Here is a 23,040-nt window from a genome sequence, read left to right on the forward strand (position 1 = left end):
GTTTGTTATGAAAAAGGCTTATGAAAAGCCGGAGATTGAAATTATAACATTTGAACCGGAGGATATCCTGGCAAGTACATTAACCAACGGGGGCAGCGGGACCGGCGACGAATTCGGCTGGGGCGACATTCGTTAAAAAGCATGGCTGGCTGAACATGACAGGCGGTTAAAGCCCCCTGTCCTGTTCAGCCCATGTGTATCCCTCATCGGGCCGGAAAGGAAGAAAATCAATTTGAACCATTACAAAATAGCCGACTTGACCGTGGCAATGGAAGGCGCGGGAGAAACCCTGCAAAGATTAATGAAGCCCTACGGGGCGGATACAAAGGGAAAAGCGGATATTACCATGAGTATCGACAGGGAAAAAATGCACAAGACCGGAGCAAAATATCCCCATCTGTCACTTGACGAGTGGGAATACATTCAGACGGGCTATGCCTTTGCCTGCAAGCTGCTGGACTTTGACGGATTCTGCCTCCACGCTTCGGCAGTGGCGCTGGATGGCCAAGCGGTCCTGTTTTCCGGCCCCTGCGGTACGGGCAAATCCACCCATACCCATCTGTGGCGGCAATATTTTGGCCCGGACCGGGCGGTGGTTATCAATGACGACAAGCCGCTGTTGCGCCGGACAGAGGATATTTTTTACGTCTATGGCGCACCCTGGAGCGGGAAAAGCGCCTTGAATAACAATATCCGTGTCCCCCTCAGTGCGGTTGTTTTTCTGAAACAGGCAAAGGAAAATCATATCCGGCGCTTGAGCAATAAGGAAGCGGTGCAAATGCTGTTTTACCAGAGCCAGCGTCCGGGCGGCGACAGGGACAGGATAAACAGGCTTTTAACCCTGATGGACGCCCTGCTGCAAAAGATACCGGTCTATCAACTGGACTGCGACATCAGCATTGATGCGGTAAAAACGGCATATTACGAAATCTGTCAATCAAGAATGGAAACGAGGAATGAAAAATGAAGATAAAGTCCGATTATGTGATGCGCGAGGTTGCCGGAACCTGTGTGGTGGTGCCCACAGGCAAGGCGTCCATCGATTTTTCCGGCATGATCAGCTTAAACGGCACCGGTGCGTTTTTGTGGAAACAGCTTGCGGAGGATAAGACCGAGCAGGAATTGCTTTCCGCCATGCTGGAGGAATATGAAACGGATGAAGCCACCGTCAAAGCCGATATATCCGAATTTCTCCAGAAGTTAAAGGAAGCTGATCTCCTTGAATAAAATAGTTGCCATGTCGGAGCTTTCACCGCTGATGAAGGAGACCCTGGAAAACGGCGGAGAAGTTATTTTTACACCAACCGGCGACAGTATGCGCCCCCTGCTGCGCCACTGCGAGGATAAGGTGTGCATTATGAAACCGCGGGGAAACTGTTTGAAAAAATATGATATCCCTTTATTTATCCGCAATAACGGCCAATATGTCCTGCACAGGATCGTGGCGGTAAAAGCGGACGGCTATGTCGTCACCGGAGATAATCAGTACGTCAAGGAATACCGGGTGCAGCATTCCCAGGTCATCGGCGTAGTCAGAGGAATCTGGCGGAACGGTAAATACATATCCTGTGAAGGTTTTTGGTATCAAGTATATTGCAGGTTCTGGGTATGGATATATCCCCTCCGGTGGATTTATTTAAGAGCAAGGCAAGTCTTTTTTAGAATGAAAAGGTTTTTGGGAGATAAAGCCTATGAAGGATAAACAGACGTTCCTGTGCATTGACGGTATTATACATATTTGACCCTCTCTTTGCCCTGATTTTCGCTTGCGGCGGCCTAAATTTATTCCTTGCGGCAAGATTTTTCCCAGATGAAGCCACCGAAGAAAGGCTTATCAACAATATACGGAACCTGACCGACAAGACCCGCATCCTGATAAGCCATAAAAAAACGGCGTTACCCGTGTGTGATAGGGAAATCCGTATCAAAAACGGAAAATTGCTCACTATCGAAAAGAGGCGTCCACATGCAGTCCATACAGCTTGAAAGCCAATATTTAATTCACCTGCTGTCCGCGGTATTAAAGGATACACAGCCACAAAATCCGCCGGATAAGCTGGATTGGGAAAAGCTATATAAGCTTGCGGTCTGGCATGGCGTATCGAATATGGCTTGCTATGGCGTAAGCAGGCTGACGTGTGACAATCAGCCACCCCGGGACATTCTGGAGAAATTTGAGAGCGACCGCAAAAAAGCCGTGGCAAGAGAAGCCACCCAGCATATCGCGGTGGAGCAAATCTTAGAAGCCTTTGAAGAAAAGGGAATTGCCAGTATGCCCCTGAAAGGCTGCCTGCTTAAATATCTGTATCCGCGTCCCGACATGCGCCTAATGGCCGACATAGATATTTATTTTAAAACGGAACAGGCGGAAAAGGTAAAGAAAATCATGCCGGAGCAAGGCTATACGGCTAAGCACCAGGGCGGAAACCACGATGTTTTTTACAGGCAGCCGTTCATGAATATAGAAATGCACCACCGGCTTATTTCAGAAGACAGTCCCTACAGCGATTATCTGAAAAAAACCTGGGAGAGAGCTCTCCTAAAACCTGGCTGTGATTATACATACGAGCTTTCCCGTGAGGACTTTTATATCTATCTCTTAATCCACCTGACCAAACACTACTCGGGCGGCGGCACCGGCATCCGTTCTTTTCTGGACATATGGGTGTATAAAGAGCGCTATAAAGATGAAATGGACTGGGACTACATACAGGCGGAGCTAAATAAAATCAACTTTCTGGAATTTGCGAAAAACATCTCCGGCCTTTGTGAAGTATGGTTTGGGAATGCCGGGAGCACTGTGTTGTACGATGAAATGACGGAGTACGTTTCTTGCAGCGGCGTTTATGGCATAAGAAAACATGCTGTCGTATCTTCTATGGGCATCAAGTCAGGTAAACAGTATTCGGTCAGGATGGCAAAATGGTTGTACAGCTTGAAGCTGTTTTTTCCGCCCTTTGACATCATGAAAATCAAATACCCGTTCCTTGAAAGGGTGCCTAAACTACTTCCGATCTGCTGGGTGCTGCGGGGCATCCGGTGTATCGTATTCAAACGCAGGAATACGCTGCAAATGATCAATAATGTCCACGCCGTATCAGAGCAAGACATAAGAAAAATAGGACGGCTGCATGAAAAAGCAGGGCTTTTGAAGTAATAAGAAGGCGAGCCTATCGAATTACCGGATTATACGAGGTTGCATATCGGCGTTGCGTAGATGTATGTGGATGATCCCCGGTTTACTGTTTATTACGACCAGATTGCGCCCGGCTGCGCGTCGTTTCTGCGGAACGCAGTCCTGATCTACTGCAAATAATTTGCATCAAGCCGTTTTAAACGGTCGGCTCCAGGGAAAATCCGGCATGGGTCATGCGCCAGCCTAACTTAGCGTAAAAATCGTGGGCGTCCCGGCGGCTGAGATTGCTGGACAGTATTATTTTGTAGCAGCCATGCTCCCGGGCTATCCGTCCGGCCTCGGCCATGAGGCGCGTGCCAATGCCCCTCCCCCGAAATTTACTGTCCACCACAACATTTTCCACCGCCGCCCAGGGACTGCCCCGGTGCCCGAGATTGGGGATAATGATCACCGTCAGCGTGCCGATAATCCGCCGGTCCTTCACCCCCACCAGGATATGCTGGCGGGGGTCGGCGCTTACCTGCTCCCAGAGCTTTTCCTGATCTGCTTCGCTCCCGGCTGCAGTGTGACCACCGTAAGCTCCCTCCAGGTCACGGTAAAGAGACATAATGTCCGGCAGATCATTTATGGCAGCCCGCCTGACAATCAGGTCCGGGCCTGGAACGCTATTCATTTAATTCACCCTTTCTTTCCCTATCTCCCCCATAAACCAGGGCTCTGGCGTTGGCCAAGGCTTCACCGTAAAAAGCGCTGTAGCGGGGACGCATTTCCAGGGTGATGACCCCGTTGAAATTATTCAGCCGTGCCAAAGCATCACCGGCGGGAATTTCTCCCCAACCGACCGGCAGGTGCATGTCGCCGCGCCCGGTGGCGGCCATTTCAGCCTGCTTTTTTTCGTAGGACGCGCAGATTTTGCCGAAATTATCATGTAAATGAATATGTCTGACGTAAGGCGCAACGGCTTCCACCTCGTCCAGCAAATCGAAATGATAGTGGCAAGCGGCCAGGTAGGCATGGCCCAGGTCGAGGGTGACGCCCACCCGGGGATGGTTAATCTCCCGGATCACGGCGCCCAGTTGGTCAAGAAATTCACCGTAACAATAAGGGCTGGCGTCAAGGAAGGGGCGAGCGTTTTCCACAGCTATGGTCACTCCGTACCGCGCCGCCAGATCACCCATTTCCCCCAGCAGTGACCGTTCCATGTCCAACATAGCCTTTTGAACTTTTAAAGACGGCATGACCGCCCCGGGCAGCAGGAATTTTTCCTCCGGCAGAAAACGGCCCGCATGGTAGACCATGACGCCGGCCCCCAGCGCCGCCGTGAACTCAATGGTGGATATAAACATGCGCCGCTCCACATCGCCGGCTTCCATATTCATCAGGTTCATGGGATTGGGGCCGTGCACGACGTAGCGAAAGGGATAGCCCGCCAACAAGGCCAGTAATCCCTTCATCCTTTCCTTGTTCAACCGCCCGTTGAACATGACGCCGGCGCCGTGAGGGGCAATTTCCACATAAGGGAAACCCAGCCGGGCATAGTAATCAAGTTCCTCCCGCAAAGTATCAGGACTGCCGTCCACTTTGGCAGCGTCAGCATTGATGGCAAAACCTGCAATTTTCACTCTGCAATCCCTCCGTTATTGATCTCCGGTAATTAACCCCGTAAACCTGAACCCCGCCCACTACCGTCCTGGTGACCACGGGAACGTCGCCCCGCATGTTGACCACCACGGCGTCTCCCCATTTGCCTTCCTCCAAGCTGCCCAGCCGGTCCAGTCCCACCGCCCTGGCGGGTTCCAGGGTTACCAAACGCGCCGCCTCGGGCAAACTCAGCATACTGTCGGCCAATATGAAGACAGACTGCAGCATGGCCGGAGGATAATAATCGGAACAAATTACTCCGGCCAGCCCGGCCTCAATGGCGTCGGCAGCCCGCATCCCCCGACCTGTGGAACCGCCCCGCACTATATTGGGCGCGCCCACGCAAACGTAATTGCCGCTGCGGTGAGCCGCCCGGGCCGTTTCCAGGTTAATGGGGAATTCATTGATGGCAGCCCCCAGGCCGCGATAATATGCAACCCGGCCGGGACTGTCATCGTCATGGGAAGCAATGGGAATACTCGCCTTTCCGGCAGCCGACCCCAGTTTTTCGACACAGCCGTGAGCCATGGCCCGGCCTTTTTCCTTCAAGGCAATATTGTCCTCTATGGCGCTGTATGGCAGGTGGTAGGTTTTTTCCATATAGCGGCGGTAATCCTCCAGAGTGGGATATTGCCCCTGTCCCGGAGTGTGGTCCATAAACGACAATAGATGAGCCAGCCTGTCGGCCAGCAGGGACATAACGATATCCAGACACCGGTAGTTGGTAATCTCAAAGCGGAGGTGGATACGATTGCGGATTAGTGAACGGTACCCGGCCATCGCCGCTATCTGGCGGATGGCAGCGGCCGCTTCGGCATCGTTGCGCACTCCGTACTCCGCCCCGGCAAAAGAAAAGGAATGAAACATGGTGGTGATGCCCTGTCCGGCCAGTTTTTTTTCCAGCTCGCTGAATGCCGGAGCAATATCGAAAAAAGTCCCCGGCCGGGGTTCCAATTCCTTTTCGATGGCGTCGCTGTGCAGATCAACCAGCCCCGGCAGAATATATCCCCCGTCCGCGTCAATCACGGTATCCGCCGTCCGGGCGGCATTGATGTTAGTGCGTTTCCCCACCTGCTGTATAATGCCTTCTTCCATGTAAATTTCCGCCGCGTCAAGTACGCGATCCGGCAGCACCACCCGGCCGTTGGTAATCAGTAAAGTTGTTTTTTTCATATGACCTCCCGCCTCACTTCGGCATCATCGCACCGGCCCGCCCGCATGACGAACACCCTGTCCACCAGGCGGTGCATAGCGTCCAAGTCGTGAAAGATACCGATAATGCTGGTGCCCTCCTTTTTGGCTTCCGTCAATACCCGCACCACGATCTGTTTTGTTTCATGGTCCAGGGAGGCAGTGGGTTCGTCCAGCAGCAGCAGCCGCGGTTCGGTAATCAATGCCCGGGCCAGGTTGACCCGCTGCTGCTCTCCGCCGCTGAAGGTCGACGGGTAGGCATCCCACAAAGTCCGGTCAATGTTCATCATTTTTAGGTACTCCCCGGCCCTTTCGCCGGCCTGTTCCATATCCCAGCCTTTTTTCCTCAGTTCTCCGGCCAGCACGTCCAGCGCCGGCACCCGGGGCATCACTTTCAGGAACTGGCTGGCGTAACCGATGTCCAACCGGCGCAGCCGGATTATTTCCCGCTCCGGCGCACAGGCCAGGTCTGTTTCCCGACCGTCCCGGTGGCTATAAATAATACTGCCCGAAGTGGCCAGGTAAGTACGGTAGATGCATTTAATCACCGAGGATTTGCCCGCGCCGCTGGGTCCGGTAAGACCCAGAAACTCCCCCCGCCGCAGCACGAAGCTGACGTTCTCGCAGGCGGTGATGACCTTCTCCCCCAGAACATGCAGGGTAAACTGTTTGAATAGTTCTCTGACCGCCAGGATTTCATTTTGATTAAGCATGCCAACCCCCCTAAAGCATGGAATGGACCAGCAGCTGAGTGTAATCGTGCTGAGGGTCTTCCAGTATCTGATCCGTAAGTCCCGTTTCCAGGATGCGGCCGTTTTTCATCACGGCGGTACGGTCCGCCAGCATTCTGATGACGCCCAGATCGTGAGACACCACCAGCATGGCAATGCTCAGCTCCCGCTGAATTTCCTTGATTAAATCCAATACCCGGGCCTGCACCGAAACGTCCAGTCCGGTGGTCACCTCGTCCAGGAAAAGCACCGGGGGATTATTGGCCAGGGCCTTGGCAATCTGCACCCGCTGCTGCATCCCGCCGCTGAAATTGGCCGGAAAATCGTCCATCCGGCTGAGGGGCACTTCGGTGCGCCCCAGCAGTTCCGCCGCCCGTTTTCTGATTGAGGACACATTATATACGTCGGCGGTTAATAATTTTTCCGCCACGTTGCCGCCGGCGGTAAAATGGGGTTTGATGCCCAGCAGCGGATTCTGGTACACCATGCCCATCAGGTGGTTGCGGATGGTCCTTTTGTTTTGGGCGGACAGGGTGAAAATATTTGTCCTTCCGCCGTCAAAGGCGCTGAAATAACACTCACCGCCCGAAACTTGCTCGTCAAAATACAGGCAGCGCGCCAATGTGCTCTTGCCGGACCCGCTTTCCCCCACGATGCCCAGTATTTCACCCTGCTCCAGCGTTAAACTGACGCCGCCGCAGGCCACCAGGGTGTTGCAGCGGGGGCAGGCGCTGGTGCCGGATTCCGGGCCGGTCATGGTCAGGCAGTGGGGACAGCCGCTTCCGTACAGCTTGATCAGGTTGTTAACCTCCAGCACGGTGTTATCTTCCGCTATCATCAGTCAGTTCCTTCCTTCCGGGCCCGCCGGAGCTTGTCACAGTGACTGCTGTCGGAACAAGCGTATATTTTTTGGCCGTTCCCGGCGCCCGTAATTTCATTGAGATAAGTATGTGAAGCGCCGCAGCGGGTACAACTGTGGCCGTTAAAATCCTCAACCCGGAATTTAAAATCATCAAACTCCAGCGGCTGCACCCTGGTGTAGGGCGGGACGGCATAAATCCTTTTTTCCCGGCCGGCGCCGAAAAGATATAATGTATCCGCATTGTCCAGCTTCGGCACGTCCCAACGCGGTATCGGCGACGGATCAATAAGATAGCGGCCGTTGACCAGGGACGGATAACGCGCGCCGATGGTAATCTCCCCCCATTTGACAATGTTCTCATACAGGAAAATCCACATTCTGCTGTAATCCATTTCACCGTGCATCTCCCTGGCTTTTACCTCACTGGGCTCCACGTAGCGCAGCGGGTCGGGAATGGGCACCTGGAGAACCAGGATCTGATCTTCGCGCATCTTTTCCTCGGGTATCCGGTGCCGCGTCTGCACGATAGTGGCCGCTTTGGTGTCGAAGGTAGTCTCAACCCCGGTGGTCTTTACCAGCAGATTGCGGATATTCACCGCGTTTACACCGCCGTCGCAGCCCTGGTCGATTACTTTAAGCACATCGTTCGGCCCGATAATGGACATGGTGATTTGGATGCCGCCGGTGCCCCAGCCCCGGGCAATGGGCAGTTCCGGGGAAGCAAAGGGCACCTGGTAACCGGGAATAGCCACCGCCTTTAAAACTTTACGCCGGATTTCCCTTTTGGTGTTTTCATCTAAAAAAGCGAAATTATAGCCCTGCTGGTGCATCTTCATCCTCCTTAAGCTTCCTGGTCCTGCGCAGGCGGTCCAGCGTAGATTGAAAGGTCACATAATGGGGCAGTTTCCAGTGGGCCACAAAGCCGGAGGATTCAATGCCGTCAATATGATATAGAACAAATTCTTCGTCTTCCGCCGGCGCTTTATGGGCGGAGCGGCTGAGCAAGGTGCGGTCAAGAATGCCCATGGAAATGGCTTTCAGTTCATTGTGGCCGAAACACAGGCCGTAACCCAGGGTAAGCTGCGGCTTACCGCTCTTATCCCCCTCGTCATACCGGGCAATGATTTCAGCCTCGGTTACCAGAATCCCGCCTACATATACCGGTTCATTGGCGCCCGGGTGATTGATGCGCAGCGGCACGGTGCCCACCCGCAGTTCTCCCAGGTAGGGGTGGATATCGCCGTATCCCCGGATGGAACTGTAGGCCAGGGCCATCATGGCCCCGGTCTCCCCCCGGGCCAAGGACTGCAGCTTGGCGGAGCGCCGGCAGGGGAAGGAGATACTCTCCCTGGTGATATCACACAAACCACCGCCTGCGTCCGAAGGCTCCACCAGCAGCCCCTCCCGGCGCAGTAGTTCCACCACTTTGGGGAAGGTATCGGGAAGCTGCTGTGCGGACATCTGTACATCCAGACCCATAAGAAAATCACGCACGCTGTCCCGCTCCTCGTCCAGCAGGGAAAAATTCACCAGTCGCTGGGTATAGTCTCTGGTCGGCCCCAGTATCTGGCCCCCGGGAATATCTTGAAAGGCGCCGGAAATACGCCTGATTATTTTCATTTCCCCGGTATCGGCCGGCAGCGAAACATAGCGCCGGGCCCGGGTGGCACGGTAGGCGCGCACGATAAATGAAGCTTCTATGTTGTCCCCCTCGGCCTGTTTTAAACTCAGGGCGGCAATAGTGGGAGCGTACAGAGCCCCCTCCCCCATCACTTTATCTACCGCCAGCCGCTGCTGTTCTTTAATCTGGCCAACCTCAAGCGGAGCGGAATCTCCCTTGAGACGGAAGTAAGCGACCAGTTCTTCCGCCTTTAATATGGCCTCCGAACCTCCGGAAACCGCCACATAGCCCATTAGCAGGTCACCTCCTTTTCAATATTCACGGCGCAGGAGCGGGGCAAAGCCGCCAGGGCGCCGTTCTGATCCGTTAAAATAAGGTCCACGCCCAAGGGAAACTCCCGGTTCAATTTCTGCACACGGTGCATATTGGCCGGGCACAAACCTTTCAGTGCCAGTCTCTGAATACCGTCAACACCGGGTCCGCGCAGGGTCAGCCGCAACCCGTCGCCTTGTTCGCCAATGGCATCCACCATGACGATCAAGGTCGCCCCCCGTTCGGGGAAAAGCAAGTCGCCCCGGCACAGGCCGGCCAGTTCCGGAAAATCACCCCGGCCGTCCAGGATGATAAACTGCGCCCGGGATAATTCCTCCGCCCGGGAGCCGCTGTTCAAACAAATATATTGCCTGGAAGCTTCGTTGTCCGGCAGCAGGGCAAAAGAAGTTTCACTGTCCAGCAGCGTAAAGGCCACTCCGGCGGCATAAGGATTAATTTCCGCCGGGGGATAAAGCTCCGGGCGCGCAAGGAGCATAATTTTCCCCGGCCTGGCCACGGCGTCCAGCATCAGCCGGTAAATGCGCTGGGTATCAAACACTCTGTCGAAGCCGGATTCAAAAACTACGTTCATCAGTTATCCCTCCATAATATCGAAGCGAACCTTTGTGCCGGCCACAAGACTGTCTTCCCGCCGCTGCATCCGGAGCAGGCGCTCTTTTTCCGCGGCAATAGCGCTTAAAATTTCTTCTTCCTCCGGCACCCGGGCGGCCAGGGCGGCGTTAATCACCGCAAAACACAGTACCCGGGCGGGCTCGTCTTCAATAGCCACGCCGTAACCTACAACCCCATCGACGGTCACCGCGGCCTCGCTGATCAGCACTTCACCCAGACAGAACGGAGTACCGCCCACGCTGTCCAGGGCCTGCATCATCACCAGGCAGGTATCCGGATTTTGCACCACCTTAACCTCGTGCCGCTCGGCAATGCCCCGGGCTATTTCCTGCCACAGGGGAAAATCCCCCCGGGTCAGCACATCCTGCAATTCCATTGGCTGTCCCACCTCCCCGTGATAATCATTTCTTTTGGAACCCGGCCTTCATAGTTGTGGAACACGTCTCCAGCAAAACGGCGAAACCCAAAATCAAATAGGTAATTAACCCTACTTCCCGCAAATCGAAATAATATTCACCGGCCATGAACAAATCAAAGCCGATTCCGGCTGCTCCGGCAGCGGCGCCCATGGCAACGGCATTGGCAAAGTTGATCTCAAAACGCAGGAAGGTCCAGGACAGTAAATAAGTGACAGAAGAAGGTATCACCGCCTGAAAAACAATTTGCCACCAATTGGCGCCGCTGGCCGTTAAAGCTTCGATAACGTCCGCATTCAGGTCTTCAAAAGACTCGGAATAGGCCTTGGTTAGATAGCTGATTGAATGGAAGGTCATGCCGATAACTGCGGCCGCGCTGCCCAATCCGGCGGCCACGGCAAAAATCAATACCCACAGGATTGTGGGCACCGCCCTGATAAAAGCCACAAAACCTTTGATTAGATTGGTAACCGGCTTCGGGGCCAGATTTTGAGCGGCCAAGAGTCCCAAAAACAAGGCGACGGCAGCGCCGAACAAGGTGGTTAAAAACGCCAGCCCCAAAGTGATCAGCACTTCGTAGAACGCTTCCCACAGACTAAAACGGTGCGAATACGGCTGCAGAAACATTAATTTAAAATTACTGACCGTGTCCGCTGCCGCCGTGTAAACATCTACACTACGGTAATCAATGGTGCTCAGGGCATATACGGTCAGCGCCGCCAAAGCCAGTAAAACCGCCCGTATCCCTATGGCCGCCCTGTTCAGGGGTTTAACGGCGATTAAGTCGTCCAGATCGTTGGTATCATTGCCGCTTAACTGCCCCCAGGTTTTAATTGATTCTTCAACCTGCATCACAAAATCACCCTTCTGATCATATTTGATACGGATTCGATAACAATAACCGTGATTACAATTAAAATCACCACCAGGCTTGCGGCATGGTAATCAAATCTGTGGTAGTACATTTGAAAAGCAAAGCCGATTCCCGTGCCGGTGAGAATTCCCACCAAGGTGGCGTCGCGGATGTTGGTCTCGATCATGTATAACAGCCAGCTGATCATCTGGGGCATGCCGGAAGGCAAAACCGCCTGAAAAATGATATGGAAATAACCGGCGCCGGTGGCCTGCAAAGCTTCCACCGGGTTGCTGCCCACTTCGTCAATGGTTTCGATAAACGCCCTGGATAGAAACCCGAAGGAGCCGAAAAACAAGGCCAGATAGCCCGTCAACGGGCTTTGGCTGAACGCCAGCATTAAAACCATGGCCCAGGCCACCAGGGGGATATTGCGGAAAAGTGAAGCCATGCCCCGGCTGGCAATACTAAACGCACTGTTGATACTGGTAGTCCGGGAACCGGCCAAGGCCAGAAACAGGGCAAAAACCGCGGCCACGGTGGTGGAAGCGATGGACATCAGCACTGTTTCCCGCAATTTCACCAAAATATCGGGCAGCTTCTCCAACGACCCGGCATCGGGATAAAAATTGGTGATCCCCCAGTAAAAGGCATTAAAGATACTGGTAAAACCTTTCAGCACATCGTACTGGGTAATCACTATCGAGCCCGCGGTCAGCACGGCCAATAATGCAAAGAAGAGCAGACTCCTGTTTCTTCGTTTGACAAAGATATCAGCTTGCATTTCTTTCTCCCGGTTCGATAATCAGTTCACCGGACTCCGTACCATAAATGTCCGCAATTCGCCCGGCCGTCAGTTCATCCGGCGGACCGTCAAAAACAATCCTCCCGTGGTTAACGCCGATGATTCTGTCCGCATACTTCAGAGCCACATTTACCTGGTGCAGGTTGACGATCATCGTGATGCCCATTTGGGTGGCCACGTTTTTCAGATGGTCCATAATGATCCGTGAAGCGTTCGGGTCCAGCGAAGCAATGGGCTCGTCACATAAAATCATTTTGGGATTTTGCACCAGGGCCCTGGCAATCCCCACCCGCTGTTTCTGCCCGCCGCTTAACTGATCGCAGCGCTGATAAACCTGATCGTGCAGACCTAAAAACTGAATCACTCCATAGGCCTGCATTTTTTCCTCTCGGCTGTACCGGCCCAGCACGCCCGTCAAGGTGGACTTGTAACCAAGCCTGCCGTGGAGCACATTTTCGATTACAGTCAACCGGTCCACCAGGTTATAGTGCTGAAAGATCATACCGATTTTGGTCCTTAGTTTTCTTAACTCTTTTTTCTTAATTTTTGAAGCCACGACTCCGTCAAAATAGATTTCCCCGCCGGTTACTTCAATCATCCGATTAATACAACGGAGCAGGGTGGACTTGCCGGCCCCGGAAGGGCCGATGACGGCAACAAACTCACCCTTCCGGACCGCAAGGCTCACACCGGCCAGAGCCGGAACATTACTGTTATAATACTTGGTGACATTTTTTAATTCCAATAACGCCATGTTTAACATCCTCTCACTGCGGACGTTTCCTTATTTGCTCAGTTCTCTGATGGGTTCAAACCAGTCGTCTTCAACGGTCAGGAAACACTGCGGCTGATTAAAGAACCCTTTGCCGCCTTCGGCGATGAAGATTTTAGGATTATTGGTCACTTCGTCGGAGGTAAGAGCCCGGGTTATTGCGTCGATGGTTTCCTGTTTCAGCACTCCGGTATTGGCGACGACGGGCGCGTTTAATACCGGAGTAGACTGGATGAGCACGTATTGCGCTCCCGCCAGTTTGTCAAAGGGGGGATCGGCGTTTTCTCTGACGGTATAGACAGCACCCGGTCTGTTCTCGGTGCCCGCAGTAAGCTCCACATAGCTGGCGACGTCAACATCGTCAACGGCGGCGACTTCAGCTTTATCCGTAAGCACGTTAACCAAAGACAGCTGGTGGGAACCGCCAAAAATCACCTGGCTGAAAAACTTGTCGCCACCGCCTTCAAGCAGTTCCTCCTGTTTCAGCTCTTTCCACTGGTCCTGTTGGGAAAAGTGCGCTACGATGCCTGACGAAGGCACTTTGCAACCGGATGTTGAACTGGTGGAAACGAAAGACATTGTTTTGCCCGCTATGTTGTCAATGGAAAAACCGTCGCCGGATTTGTACTGATCTTCGTTCCCTTTCTTAACCACCAGCCGGCTGTAGTACATGGCATCGTCCAGAGTTCCGGAATCACCGCTGCTGACCACCAGAGGAAGGACTTTATCGTTTTTTTCGTGTGCCTCAATATATTGCTGAGCGCCTACCCAGGCCAACTGGGCGGTGCCGCTGGCTATGGCCTCAATGGTAATGGCGTAGTCGGTGGTTAATTTGTGATCAACCTTTTTCCCGGTGGCTTCTGCTATGACTTTGCCGATTTCGTCCCTGGCTTCTTTAAGATCTTCTCCCACAGTATTGGGCAGCCAGGCAATGGTAATGGTGTCGGGTTCTTTCACTACAGAAGAATCGGATGAGGATGAACACCCGGCTAGAAATAAGGACATCAAAGCCGTGGTCAGTACAAACAAGAAGATTTTTTTCATGTCAAGACTCCTTTCGTTTTAAAGAGTTTAAGAATCTTTTTCACGCTACTTTCTTTTTTTCATCCCGCCTCCTTTTACCATTCAATACTGACTCTGGCTTGGTCACCGCGGTAACAGGCAACGTTATATAAAATCAGGACGCCATCCTGGGATTTTAACAGGCTCCGGCCTTTCAGCACCGGCATGTTGGCAGGTATTTTCAGGGCCAGGGCCTCCTCCCGGTTGGGAAAGGAGGCGTGAAAGTCGTATTTTACCCTGTATGGCCTGATGCCGTAGTGCTTTTCCAAGATAATGAACAACGAGGAAAAGTTTTCGATACGCTCCAAAAAACCCGGCAGACAAGCGGCGGGAAGAAAATTAACGGCCAGTAGAAAGGGACTGCCGTCCACCAACCGAAGAATGTCCAGCACATATACAGCATCTCCCGCTGACAAACCCAGCGTTCGGGCTGTCTTCTCATCCGCCGCCGCCCTGGTGGCCCGCAATATTCTGCTGCCGGGCATTTTCCCCGCCTGGAGAATGTTATCCGTAAACCGGTTGCGGGGAGATATTTTATATTCCAGATGATCCAGAGGTGGCTTAGCCACGAAGGTACCCCGTCCCTTAACCTTGTACAAAATGCCGGCGTGGGACAGCTCGGCAACGGCCTGGCGCACGGTGTGACGGTTTACCTGGTAAGCGTTGCTCAGCTCAAACTCACAGGGAATCCGCTGGCCTTCCTTATAAACGCCGTTATCCACCTGCCGCCGGATTATAGCCATCAGCTGACGATAATAAGGAATGCCGCTTTCTTTATCAATCATTGTCCTCACCCCGGAGCTATGTTTTTTGTGCCGCTGTCCGGATGTCTATATAACAGCCTTACAGCACACGTGCCGCTCGAAAATGAGCGGCACGGCATGGATATATAAATAAAGTTTTTGCTTATTGCTATTATCGCAGAACAATATTAAGCTGCTATTAAACAGCTATTAAGCGGTATTAAAAACTGTGTTAAATTCCGGAAAACTTTTAGGCGCAAACGGAAGCAAGGTGAGATTTCCATACTTCCTTAAAAAGGAAATATAAAAACCTCCCCTTGCCTTAAAGTTGAGATATAGAAAAGACTAAGCAAGAAGTAATTGTCGGTTACTTTGATGTATGGAAGTCTCTATCAACCCCCACCCGGGAGTTAATCTCTTAGACTGTGCCGGGCGCACCCAAAAAAAAGCCCCCCTTGCGGGAGGTTTTCTTTTGCCGACTATGCCTATTCCCTGGCCCGGGCTTCGTTGACGGTGATGATCCGCCCTTCGAAATCGGTACCGTTTAATGCCGCAATCATACCTTCGGCATCCTCGTCCTTTACCTCTACAAAACCGAAGCCGCGTGAGCGGCCGGTTTCTCTGTCGGTAATAATACGGCTGCCCACAACTTCTCCGTATCTTGAAAAGGCCTCGCCTAAATCCTCGGCTTTAGTTCCCCACGGTAGATTTCCCACATATAATGTTCGCGCCATCAGATCACCTCTTTTCCATTGCTGCTTTCATGATGATGTGTCAATATTATTTGCAAAAGGAAAATACCTAATGCAATAATAGCAAGTTAAGTTTTTACCAGCGCTAAGATTGGTATAAGTTATTTTGGTAAATAAATTTTTCCACCGCTTCGGGCAGCAAATATTTAATAGGTCTGCCCTGCCGCACCCGGTTCCTGATATCTGTGGATGAAATGGCCAGTGCGGGTACTTCAATGGTTTTAATTTTAGCCAGGGACCCTTCGGGCAAGTGACCTAATTTATGGCTAACGCTGCCAAGCTGGAACCCCGGCCTGGTGGCCGCAACAAAAAAACACTCCTTCAGCAGCCCATCAACGTTTTTCCAAGCCAATATCTCCAGCACGGCATCTGAACCGGTAATAAAAAACATTTCCCATCCGGCGTAAAGCTCCTTCATAGCTCGCACAGTGTCAATCGTATACGATAGACCTTCCCTTTGTATTTCCAGGTCGGAAATAGTAAAGTACGGGTTGGAGCTAACCGCCTTTTCAGTCATTTCCAACCGATGCTCCGGCGGGGAAATATCCCTTCCGGTTTTGTGCGGCGGTTTGCCGGTCGGAATAAAAATTACTTTTTCCATGCCGAATTGGCAGCGGGCCTCTTCCGCAGCCACCAAATGCCCGTGGTGTATAGGGTCAAATGTGCCGCCCATCAGGCCGATTCTTCTTTTCTTTGGCTCGTTAAGGATATTACTCATTTCTGGTAAACTCCGTTATTTTTCTATCTAACTCGTGAAAAATAAAAATACAATTTCAGTCCGGGATTGCTTCGCTTGCGCTCGCAATGAATGTTTTTAGCCCCTGATTTGCCCCTCGCCGAACACAATATACTTATTAGTAGTCAGTTCTTTTAAACCCATAGGTCCCCGGGCATGCAGCTTCTGGGTGCTAATGCCGATCTCGGCCCCAAAGCCGTACTGACTGCCGTCGGTAAAGCGAGTGGAGGCATTGATATATACCGCCGCGGCATCTATTTCATTTAAGAAGCGCATGGCCCGGGTGTAATTTTCAGTAATAATAGCCTCGGAATGTTTAGTGCCGTAGCGATAAATATGATCCAGCGCTTCATCCAGATTATCTACCACTTTTACAGCCATGACAAGGTCCAGGAACTCGGCGGCATAATCATTCTCAGTGGCTTGTTTAACCCAGTCGGCCGCCGCCATGGTACGCTCGCAGCCGCGCACTTCCACTCCGGCTTCCTTCAGCGCTTCAAGCATGCCGGGCAAAAAATCTTCCGCTACGGCTTGGTGAACAAGCAAAGATTCCATAGCATTACATACCCCGGGGCGCTGGCATTTAGCGTTGATAACAATCCGCCGGGCCATTTTAAAATCGGCAAAGCGGTCGACAAAAACATGACAGTTGCCCACACCGGTTTCAATAACGGGCACGGTGGAGTTTTGCACCACAGTTTGAATTAGCCCGGCGCCACCCCGGGGAATAATCACATCTATATAATCGTTCAATTTCAGCATGACGTTAACCGCCGCCCGGTCGGTTATCTCTATTAAGTTAATGGCTCCCTCGGGCAGGCCGGCCCCGGTGGCGGCGCCGGCAACAACGTTGGTAATGGCGGTATTGGAGTTAATGGCTTCGGAACCGCCCCGCAGTACAACCGCATTACCTGCTTTCAGGCACAGCCCGGCGGCGTCCACCGTTACATTGGGCCGGGCTTCATATATGATACCCACCACACCAAGAGGCACCCGGGTACGCCCTATACGCAAACCGTTGGGACGAGTCCACATGCTTTCAACCTCGCCCACCGGGTCGGGCAATGAGGCTACCATACGTAACCCATCCGCCATATCCGCTATCCGCTCCGGAGTTAATAACAGCCGGTCGATCAGCGCACGGGATAGCCCTTTCTCCCGCCCGGCTCGAACATCAATATCGTTGGCTGCCAATATTTTATCCGTGTTTCTGATCAAACTGTCCGCCATGGCCGACAAAGAACTATTTTTTATATCCGTGGATAGATAGGCCAGCCGGCGAGCTGCCTCTTTGGCTTTTTGCGCCTTGGCGATCACTCGCTGTTCCATAGTTTTTACCCCCTTGCCAGGTTATCCATTATATCGAAAAATACCTGTAACACAGGAACTTCTTTAAGGAACTATTGCCGTTATGTATTTAACGTATTTGCGGCTTGATTTTTTTACTCCAGCGCCAGGTTGTCCCGGTGAATTACTTCGTCATAATCCTTATAGCCGAGCAGCGGAGCTATTTCATTGGTTTTTTTGCCTCTGATCTGCTCTATTTCAGCAGCGGCATAATTAACTATCCCCCGGGCAATTTCCTTACCGTCCGGGGCGATTACGCTCACCGTGTTGCCCATTTCAAAGCTGCCCTCAACGGCGGTAATGCCCGAAGGCAGCAGGCTTTTGCCATTTTCACGCAGCGCGCGGGCCGCTCCCTCATCTATGTAAATTCGCCCGCAAACAGTAGCACTAAAGGCAATCCATCTTTTTTTATTAACCAGTTTAACTGAAGGCCAAAAAACAGTACCCAGCGGTTCACCGGCCACTAATCGTCTTATTACATCGGGTTCGGCGGCTCGGGCAATTATAGTAACCAATCCGGAGTGCATGGCAATGCGGGCGGCTTGAATCTTGGTGGCCATGCCGCCTGTGCCCACCCCCGATCCAACACCTCCGGCCAGGGCCTCTATTTCATCAGTGATTTCATTTATTTCCCGGATTATCCGGGCCCCGGATGTACCCGGCTTGCAGCTGTACAGCCCGTCTATATCGGAAAGCAGTATTAAAATATCCGCGTCAACCAAAGCGCCTACCATAGCCGCCAGGTTATCATTATCACCCAGTTTGATTTCATCGACCGCCACGGTATCGTTTTCATTGATTATCGGTATAATATCCATATTCAACATGGCCTGCAAGGTATTACGGGCATTTAAGAACCGTCGGCGATTGGCAAAATCGGCCTTGGTCAGCAGCACTTGTCCCACCACCAGCCCGTATTCGGCAAATATTTTCTCGTACATATGCAACAGCAAACCTTGCCCCACCGCAGCTGCCGCTTGTTTTTCAGGAATAGTGCGGGGCCGTTCCGTGAAACCAAGTCTGCCCATACCGGCTCCCACCGCTCCGGACGTAACCAGTAAAACATCAAGACCACGGTTGTGCAAATCGGTTAATTGCCGGACCAGCGCTTCAATTTGGCTGATGTTCAGCTTGCCGTTGGAGTAAGTAAGCGAGCTGGAACCGACCTTCACTATTATTCGCTGCATGCGATTGTAGCTTCTTGTTTCCATAAGTTCACTTCGCCTTATCAAATTCCAAGACTCCCGCTTCTATAAGTGGGAGTTCCTATTTCTTCAGGTGGGGTAGAATCCCCATCTGAAGCCCCGGAAGCCCCGATGTTCAGCTTTAGCCAAACAAGTTCACTCTACGAATTCAAAGGTTAAATCCTTGATACGTATGGTATCGCCATTTTTTGCGCCATAATCCCGCAGCGCCTTTTCCAAACCCATCACCTGCATTATGCGCTGCAGGCGGTCAACAGCCGCTTCGTTTTCCAGATCGGTCATAGCCACGTGTTTTTCTATTTCACGGCCTGTAACCACCAGTTCATCATCTTCCCGGTAAATGTTAAACCGCGGCTCAACGCGGTGCACCGTTTCCACTGTCTCCTCCGCCGACAAGTTAGGAGCCGGCAATTCTTTTAACAAATCGCACACCCGATGCATTAGTTGCCCGGTACCCGACCCGGTCGCCGCCGAAATGGGAAATATCTCATACTCACCCGATAGTTCATTTTGAATACGAGCCAGGTTCTCATCACTGCCCGGCAAGTCCATCTTATTCACCGCCACCACCTGAGGCCGCCCCGCCAGCGCATCATTATAAAGCGCCAGCTCCCGGTTGATGATGCGAAAATCATCCAGCGGATCACGACCCTCGGTTCCCGCACCGTCCAGTACATGCACCAAGAGCCTGGTTCGCTCCACATGGCGCAAAAAATAATGCCCCAGCCCGGCCCCCCCGTGAGCCCCTTCAATCAGGCCGGGTATATCGGCCATGACAAAGCTTTCACCTTCCCCAAGACTAACCACCCCCAAATTGGGCGTCAGAGTGGTAAAGGGGTAATCGGCTATTTTGGGCCGGGCCGCGGATACCCGCGCAATCAGCGTGGATTTACCGGCATTGGGATAACCAAGCAGCCCGACATCGGCCAGCAGCTTCAGTTCCAAGATCAGCTGGCGTTCCTCGCCGGGTTCGCCTTTTTCCGCCATGGTGGGAGCTTTATTATGCGGTCCGGCAAACCGGGCATTGCCTCTGCCGCCCCGCCCACCCCGGGCTGCCACCACTTCCTGACCGTCGGCGGTGATATCACCCAGCATTTGACCGCCGCCCTCGTCCCGGATAACAGTACCCAAGGGCACCCGTATCACCATATCTTCGGCCCGGCCGCCATGCATGCCTTTACCCCGCCCGTGCCGGCCCCGGTCAGCCTTATAATGGCGCTGGTAGCGAAAATCCACCAGGGTGCGCAATCCCCCGTCACCGCGAAAGACAACATTACCGCCCCTGCCGCCGTCACCGCCCCACGGACCGCCCTCGGGCACATATTTCTCACGCCGAAAGGCGACACAGCCGTTGCCGCCATCGCCACCCTTAACATATATCTTAGCTCTGTCATAAAACATAATTGATTCACCTGTGTTTTAGTTTGTAGAGGCCCCTGTTTATTACATCAACGCCTCATACCATATTATATACATTTAAGCCCGTCTTAAATAACCGGTCTATTCCATAATTATAATATATCATTATTGCAATCGGCTATATTAAGTTCCAGCTTTAGCCCGGCCCGCCGAACGCTTTCCTTTATACGGCCGGGGTGGGCGTTGGGCACAGCGTTAAAGCTAATCTGCCATACATGGTTTCCTTCATTGCCGGTTATGCCTATGGTTACTTTACGATGAGCAATTTCAGGCGGAGCCAGGTAATCTATAATATTGTTAAAAATATCCTCCAACCGGGCTGCCAGCTGATCACCGGGCTCCGTGCAGCCAATTAAATTAGTTTGCACATCAAATACAAATTCTATTTGATGGCTTGCCGCCCGATTGTGAGCCCAAAGCAAAACCGCAGCCACTTCAGGAACGGCAAGATGTACAATCTTACTCAAATCTACAATTTCACGGACCACGTTGCGTATGTATTCCCGAGCCTCGGCCTCCCTGTTTAATTGCAGCAGTCCGGAAATAATTTGCAGGTGATTTAGAAAATCATGCCTTTGCACGGATAGTAACTCCAGCATCTTTGCAGTATCCAAGTAAAACATCTCCTCTCCCCACTCCGGTCGATAATCGGCGGATTACATAAAGCAGTTATACGAATGGCATTGCATGAATAACCATTCTCAATGCGGTTTCCGATTTATGGACCGGGAACGCTGCAAGACCATTTCGGTTATTTGCCAATTATGATTTGCAAGTAAATGTCAACACAATCTTGCTCAATATCTAACTTATCAATAACATACCTAGCATTATATCATAAAATACTTTTTTTTCGCACTAAATTATGGGAATATATTCGATAACAAGGTTAAGTTTTCTCCCGGAATATAAATTTTGTCCCCCACGGTTTAGTAACTCGTTCAGCTAAAGTTGAACATCGGGGCTTCAAATGAGGATTCTACCCCAACTGAAGCACAAAATAAGGACTCCCACTTCTAGAAGTGGGAGTCCTGGAATTTAATAAGCAGATACTATTTATACGAGATGCATTAGTATGATTAAAGAGATGATTTAGTTCAACTTAGTTTGCTCCAACTATACGGCTGCTTCCTCAGTTTCTTTGATATCAACTACTTTTTTATCTTTACCCCTGGTCTGGAAGGATACAATTCCGTCCACCTTGGCAAACAAGGTATCGTCTCCACCGCGCCCTACATTTTGACCGGGATGTATGCGAGTGCCCCGCTGGCGCACCAAAATGCTGCCCGCGGTAACGAATTGACCATCCCCCCGCTTAACACCAAGCATCTTGGGATTGGAATCGCGACCGTTACGTGAACTACCTACACCTTTCTTATGTGCCAACTCAATTCACCTCCGTGGTTAGGCTTGTATTGTTTCCACCACAACCCTGGTAAAGGGCTGACGGTGGCCTTTTTTACGCCGGTAATTTTTCTTGGGCTTATATTTAAAAACGATTATTTTCTTATCCTTGCCATGCTTTTCTACTTTCAATACTACCTTGGCACCCTCCAGCACGGGAGTGCCCACCCGCAGCTGTCCGTCTTTTTCCACCGCCAGCACTTTATCAACTTCATAAGTTTGTCCGGCTTCCGCGGGTAGTTTCTCAATGAACAGGGTATCTCCTTCGCTAACACGGTACTGCTTACCGCCTGTTTCAATAATGGCGTACATACTTTTCCCCCTTGATTTCAGGACTCGCCGGAAGCGGGTAAGGTTTTAGCCTTGAAGCAAACAAATCGGAATAATTTGCTCCGCAGTTTTAAATAAGGCATTCGGCCTGTTTCTAAACCCTTTCCGTGCGGTATTTATCAATAGCCTACAATAAAGTATTTTACCACATTGACACCTTTTGTCAAGTCAAGTTTTGCTTATCCAAAAGAGAATCAATAATATCCTCTAGGGTTTTTATAATATATTATTGTATTTTAAAGGGTTGATGAACGAGTCAAACATCTGATACAAAAATATATTTCACCTGAATTAACGGTGAAATTTCCGGTTTTAACCGAACAAATGGCAGCCAGTACCCCGGCGTAAGGCACACTCTTTATGGATTGGTCTATCTCTTTCTTCTATTGTTAATAAAGAACCAGATAATACCACAGATTATAGCTATAATAATTGCATAGCTAACGGGCCGGAAATAGGGTTCTACGGATTGCCAATTCTGACCGAGTTTCAGTCCCATATAAGTCAGCGCAATATTCCAGGGTATACAGCCAATCAAGGTAAAAATAAGGAATTTTACAAAATCCATCCGGGCAATACCCGCCGGTAAAGAGATAAATGTCCGGATTACCGGCAAAATGCGTCCAAAGAATACCGCCCATTCACCATATCTGGAGAACCAGCGATCTGCTTGATCCAAGTGATGATGGTTAAACAGGATGTACTTGCCGTATTTTTCAAGGAAAGGACGACCGCCATTTGCGCCGACCCAAAAGGCGAGCACTGATCCCACCACATTGCCCAAAACACCGGCCCAGACAACGCCCCAGAAATTCAACGTACCTTGGGCAGTCAAAAAACCGCCGAAAAGCATAATCACTTCGCTGGGTAAAGGGATGCAAGCGCTTTCCAGGACCATGCCAATAAAAACACCCCAGTGACCTAGTGTATCGATCAAACCCGTAGCAAAGGAAGTAAGCAACTCAATTAATTGATGCAACAATTAGCACACCTCAACTTTTTTGCCAGTCTTAACATTATATGCTCAACTCCAATCTTTTAAAAATTAATAGGGAAGGTCTGATGCATT

At 51.5% G+C, this 23,040-nt stretch carries 28 protein-coding genes and 1 pseudogene; 6 read left to right on the plus strand and 23 right to left on the minus strand.

Translation table 11 applies throughout. The features are described 5' to 3' along the window. Positions 1 to 7: 7 nt before the first annotated feature. The 6 genes and pseudogenes from ABDB91_RS12420 to ABDB91_RS12445 all read left to right on the plus strand — a co-directional run. A complete protein-coding gene (locus ABDB91_RS12420; protein ID WP_347488030.1) occupies positions 8 to 136 on the plus strand; it encodes a hypothetical protein in 129 nt (42 codons plus the stop codon). 96 nt (positions 137 to 232) lie between these two features. Further along, complete coding sequence (locus ABDB91_RS12425) at positions 233 to 967, plus strand: hypothetical protein (RefSeq protein WP_347488031.1); 735 nt, start codon at positions 233 to 235, stop codon at positions 965 to 967. Then, positions 964 to 1,227: a PqqD family protein gene (locus ABDB91_RS12430; RefSeq protein ID WP_347488032.1), complete on the plus strand. Its 264-nt coding sequence runs from the start codon at positions 964 to 966 to the stop codon at positions 1,225 to 1,227. The genes ABDB91_RS12425 and ABDB91_RS12430 overlap by 4 nt, the downstream gene beginning before the upstream one ends. Further along, complete coding sequence (locus ABDB91_RS12435) at positions 1,220 to 1,702, plus strand: S24/S26 family peptidase (RefSeq protein ID WP_347488033.1); 483 nt, start codon at positions 1,220 to 1,222, stop codon at positions 1,700 to 1,702. Before ABDB91_RS12430 ends, ABDB91_RS12435 begins: the two co-directional genes overlap by 8 nt. A gap of 264 nt (positions 1,703 to 1,966) precedes the next feature. Beyond that, positions 1,967 to 3,157, plus strand: coding sequence for a nucleotidyltransferase family protein (locus ABDB91_RS12440; protein ID WP_347488034.1), 1,191 nt, complete (start codon positions 1,967 to 1,969; stop codon positions 3,155 to 3,157). A 24-nt stretch (positions 3,158 to 3,181) separates the two neighbouring features. Continuing rightward, positions 3,182 to 3,316, plus strand: a pseudogene (locus tag ABDB91_RS12445) (TipAS antibiotic-recognition domain-containing protein); the annotation flags it as partial. Between the two features lie 16 nt (positions 3,317 to 3,332). On the opposite strand, the gene ABDB91_RS12450 reads toward ABDB91_RS12445, so the two are convergent. The 23 genes from ABDB91_RS12450 to ABDB91_RS12560 form a co-directional block, all read right to left on the minus strand. Next, positions 3,333 to 3,809, minus strand: coding sequence for a GNAT family N-acetyltransferase (locus ABDB91_RS12450; RefSeq protein WP_347488035.1), 477 nt, complete (start codon positions 3,807 to 3,809; stop codon positions 3,333 to 3,335). Next, complete coding sequence (locus ABDB91_RS12455) at positions 3,802 to 4,758, minus strand: sugar phosphate isomerase/epimerase family protein (RefSeq protein WP_347488036.1); 957 nt, start codon at positions 4,756 to 4,758, stop codon at positions 3,802 to 3,804. The genes ABDB91_RS12450 and ABDB91_RS12455 overlap by 8 nt, the downstream gene beginning before the upstream one ends. Continuing rightward, entirely contained in the window at positions 4,727 to 5,950 is a 1,224-nt protein-coding gene (locus ABDB91_RS12460; RefSeq protein ID WP_347488037.1) for an alpha-D-ribose 1-methylphosphonate 5-triphosphate diphosphatase, read from the minus strand. Before ABDB91_RS12460 ends, ABDB91_RS12455 begins: the two co-directional genes overlap by 32 nt. Then, positions 5,947 to 6,681 carry a phosphonate C-P lyase system protein PhnL gene (gene phnL, locus ABDB91_RS12465; protein WP_347488038.1) on the minus strand — a complete coding sequence of 245 codons (735 nt, stop codon included), beginning with the start codon at positions 6,679 to 6,681 and terminating at the stop codon, positions 5,947 to 5,949. The genes ABDB91_RS12460 and phnL overlap by 4 nt, the downstream gene beginning before the upstream one ends. 10 nt (positions 6,682 to 6,691) lie before the next feature. Then, the gene (locus ABDB91_RS12470) at positions 6,692 to 7,537 is read right to left on the minus strand and encodes an ATP-binding cassette domain-containing protein (protein ID WP_347488039.1); all 846 of its coding nucleotides are present in this window, start codon (positions 7,535 to 7,537) and stop codon (positions 6,692 to 6,694) included. After that, the gene (locus ABDB91_RS12475; RefSeq protein WP_347488040.1) at positions 7,537 to 8,397 is read right to left on the minus strand and encodes an alpha-D-ribose 1-methylphosphonate 5-phosphate C-P-lyase PhnJ; all 861 of its coding nucleotides are present in this window, start codon (positions 8,395 to 8,397) and stop codon (positions 7,537 to 7,539) included. Before ABDB91_RS12475 ends, ABDB91_RS12470 begins: the two co-directional genes overlap by 1 nt. Then, positions 8,372 to 9,475 carry a carbon-phosphorus lyase complex subunit PhnI gene (locus ABDB91_RS12480; RefSeq protein WP_347488041.1) on the minus strand — a complete coding sequence of 368 codons (1,104 nt, stop codon included), beginning with the start codon at positions 9,473 to 9,475 and terminating at the stop codon, positions 8,372 to 8,374. The genes ABDB91_RS12475 and ABDB91_RS12480 overlap by 26 nt, the downstream gene beginning before the upstream one ends. Beyond that, positions 9,475 to 10,086, minus strand: a complete 612-nt coding sequence (phnH, locus tag ABDB91_RS12485; RefSeq protein WP_347488042.1) for a phosphonate C-P lyase system protein PhnH — start codon at positions 10,084 to 10,086, stop codon at positions 9,475 to 9,477. Before phnH ends, ABDB91_RS12480 begins: the two co-directional genes overlap by 1 nt. 3 nt (positions 10,087 to 10,089) lie before the next feature. Further along, positions 10,090 to 10,503, minus strand: coding sequence for a phosphonate C-P lyase system protein PhnG (locus tag ABDB91_RS12490; protein WP_347488043.1), 414 nt, complete (start codon positions 10,501 to 10,503; stop codon positions 10,090 to 10,092). Positions 10,504 to 10,528: 25 nt separating this feature from the next. Beyond that, positions 10,529 to 11,395, minus strand: coding sequence for an ABC transporter permease subunit (locus tag ABDB91_RS12495; protein WP_347491600.1), 867 nt, complete (start codon positions 11,393 to 11,395; stop codon positions 10,529 to 10,531). Next, positions 11,395 to 12,180 (minus strand): phosphonate ABC transporter, permease protein PhnE, encoded by a 786-nt coding sequence (phnE, locus tag ABDB91_RS12500; RefSeq protein WP_347488044.1) that lies wholly within the window; start codon positions 12,178 to 12,180, stop codon positions 11,395 to 11,397. The genes ABDB91_RS12495 and phnE overlap by 1 nt, the downstream gene beginning before the upstream one ends. Then, on the minus strand, positions 12,170 to 12,955 hold the full coding sequence (phnC, locus tag ABDB91_RS12505; protein ID WP_347488045.1) for a phosphonate ABC transporter ATP-binding protein: 786 nt from the start codon (positions 12,953 to 12,955) through the stop codon (positions 12,170 to 12,172). The genes phnE and phnC overlap by 11 nt, the downstream gene beginning before the upstream one ends. Before the next feature lie 30 nt (positions 12,956 to 12,985). Then, entirely contained in the window at positions 12,986 to 14,017 is a 1,032-nt protein-coding gene (locus tag ABDB91_RS12510; RefSeq protein WP_347488046.1) for a PhnD/SsuA/transferrin family substrate-binding protein, read from the minus strand. 74 nt (positions 14,018 to 14,091) lie between these two features. Then, positions 14,092 to 14,820, minus strand: coding sequence for a phosphonate metabolism transcriptional regulator PhnF (gene phnF, locus ABDB91_RS12515; RefSeq protein ID WP_347488047.1), 729 nt, complete (start codon positions 14,818 to 14,820; stop codon positions 14,092 to 14,094). 443 nt (positions 14,821 to 15,263) lie between these two features. After that, the gene (locus ABDB91_RS12520) at positions 15,264 to 15,512 is read right to left on the minus strand and encodes an RNA-binding protein (protein WP_347488048.1); all 249 of its coding nucleotides are present in this window, start codon (positions 15,510 to 15,512) and stop codon (positions 15,264 to 15,266) included. Positions 15,513 to 15,615: 103 nt separating this feature from the next. Further along, positions 15,616 to 16,248 carry a nicotinate-nucleotide adenylyltransferase gene (gene nadD / locus ABDB91_RS12525; RefSeq protein ID WP_347488049.1) on the minus strand — a complete coding sequence of 211 codons (633 nt, stop codon included), beginning with the start codon at positions 16,246 to 16,248 and terminating at the stop codon, positions 15,616 to 15,618. Between the two features lie 96 nt (positions 16,249 to 16,344). Further along, a complete protein-coding gene (locus tag ABDB91_RS12530) occupies positions 16,345 to 17,595 on the minus strand; it encodes a glutamate-5-semialdehyde dehydrogenase (RefSeq protein ID WP_347488050.1) in 1,251 nt (416 codons plus the stop codon). Positions 17,596 to 17,708: 113 nt separating this feature from the next. After that, positions 17,709 to 18,824: a glutamate 5-kinase gene (gene proB, locus ABDB91_RS12535; protein WP_347491601.1), complete on the minus strand. Its 1,116-nt coding sequence runs from the start codon at positions 18,822 to 18,824 to the stop codon at positions 17,709 to 17,711. Between the two features lie 129 nt (positions 18,825 to 18,953). Next, positions 18,954 to 20,219: a GTPase ObgE gene (obgE, locus tag ABDB91_RS12540; RefSeq protein WP_347488051.1), complete on the minus strand. Its 1,266-nt coding sequence runs from the start codon at positions 20,217 to 20,219 to the stop codon at positions 18,954 to 18,956. A 110-nt stretch (positions 20,220 to 20,329) separates the two neighbouring features. Beyond that, a complete protein-coding gene (locus ABDB91_RS12545; RefSeq protein ID WP_347488052.1) occupies positions 20,330 to 20,851 on the minus strand; it encodes a Spo0B domain-containing protein in 522 nt (173 codons plus the stop codon). A 502-nt stretch (positions 20,852 to 21,353) separates the two neighbouring features. Further along, positions 21,354 to 21,623 carry a 50S ribosomal protein L27 gene (rpmA, locus tag ABDB91_RS12550; protein ID WP_347488053.1) on the minus strand — a complete coding sequence of 90 codons (270 nt, stop codon included), beginning with the start codon at positions 21,621 to 21,623 and terminating at the stop codon, positions 21,354 to 21,356. An 18-nt stretch (positions 21,624 to 21,641) separates the two neighbouring features. Continuing rightward, complete coding sequence (gene rplU / locus ABDB91_RS12555; protein ID WP_347488054.1) at positions 21,642 to 21,953, minus strand: 50S ribosomal protein L21; 312 nt, start codon at positions 21,951 to 21,953, stop codon at positions 21,642 to 21,644. Positions 21,954 to 22,341: 388 nt separating this feature from the next. Then, positions 22,342 to 22,950, minus strand: a complete 609-nt coding sequence (locus ABDB91_RS12560; protein ID WP_347488055.1) for a DedA family protein — start codon at positions 22,948 to 22,950, stop codon at positions 22,342 to 22,344. Positions 22,951 to 23,040: the final 90 nt, after the last annotated feature.

This window comes from Desulfoscipio sp. XC116 (assembly GCF_039851975.1).
Lineage (GTDB): Bacteria > Bacillota > Desulfotomaculia > Desulfotomaculales > Desulfallaceae > Sporotomaculum.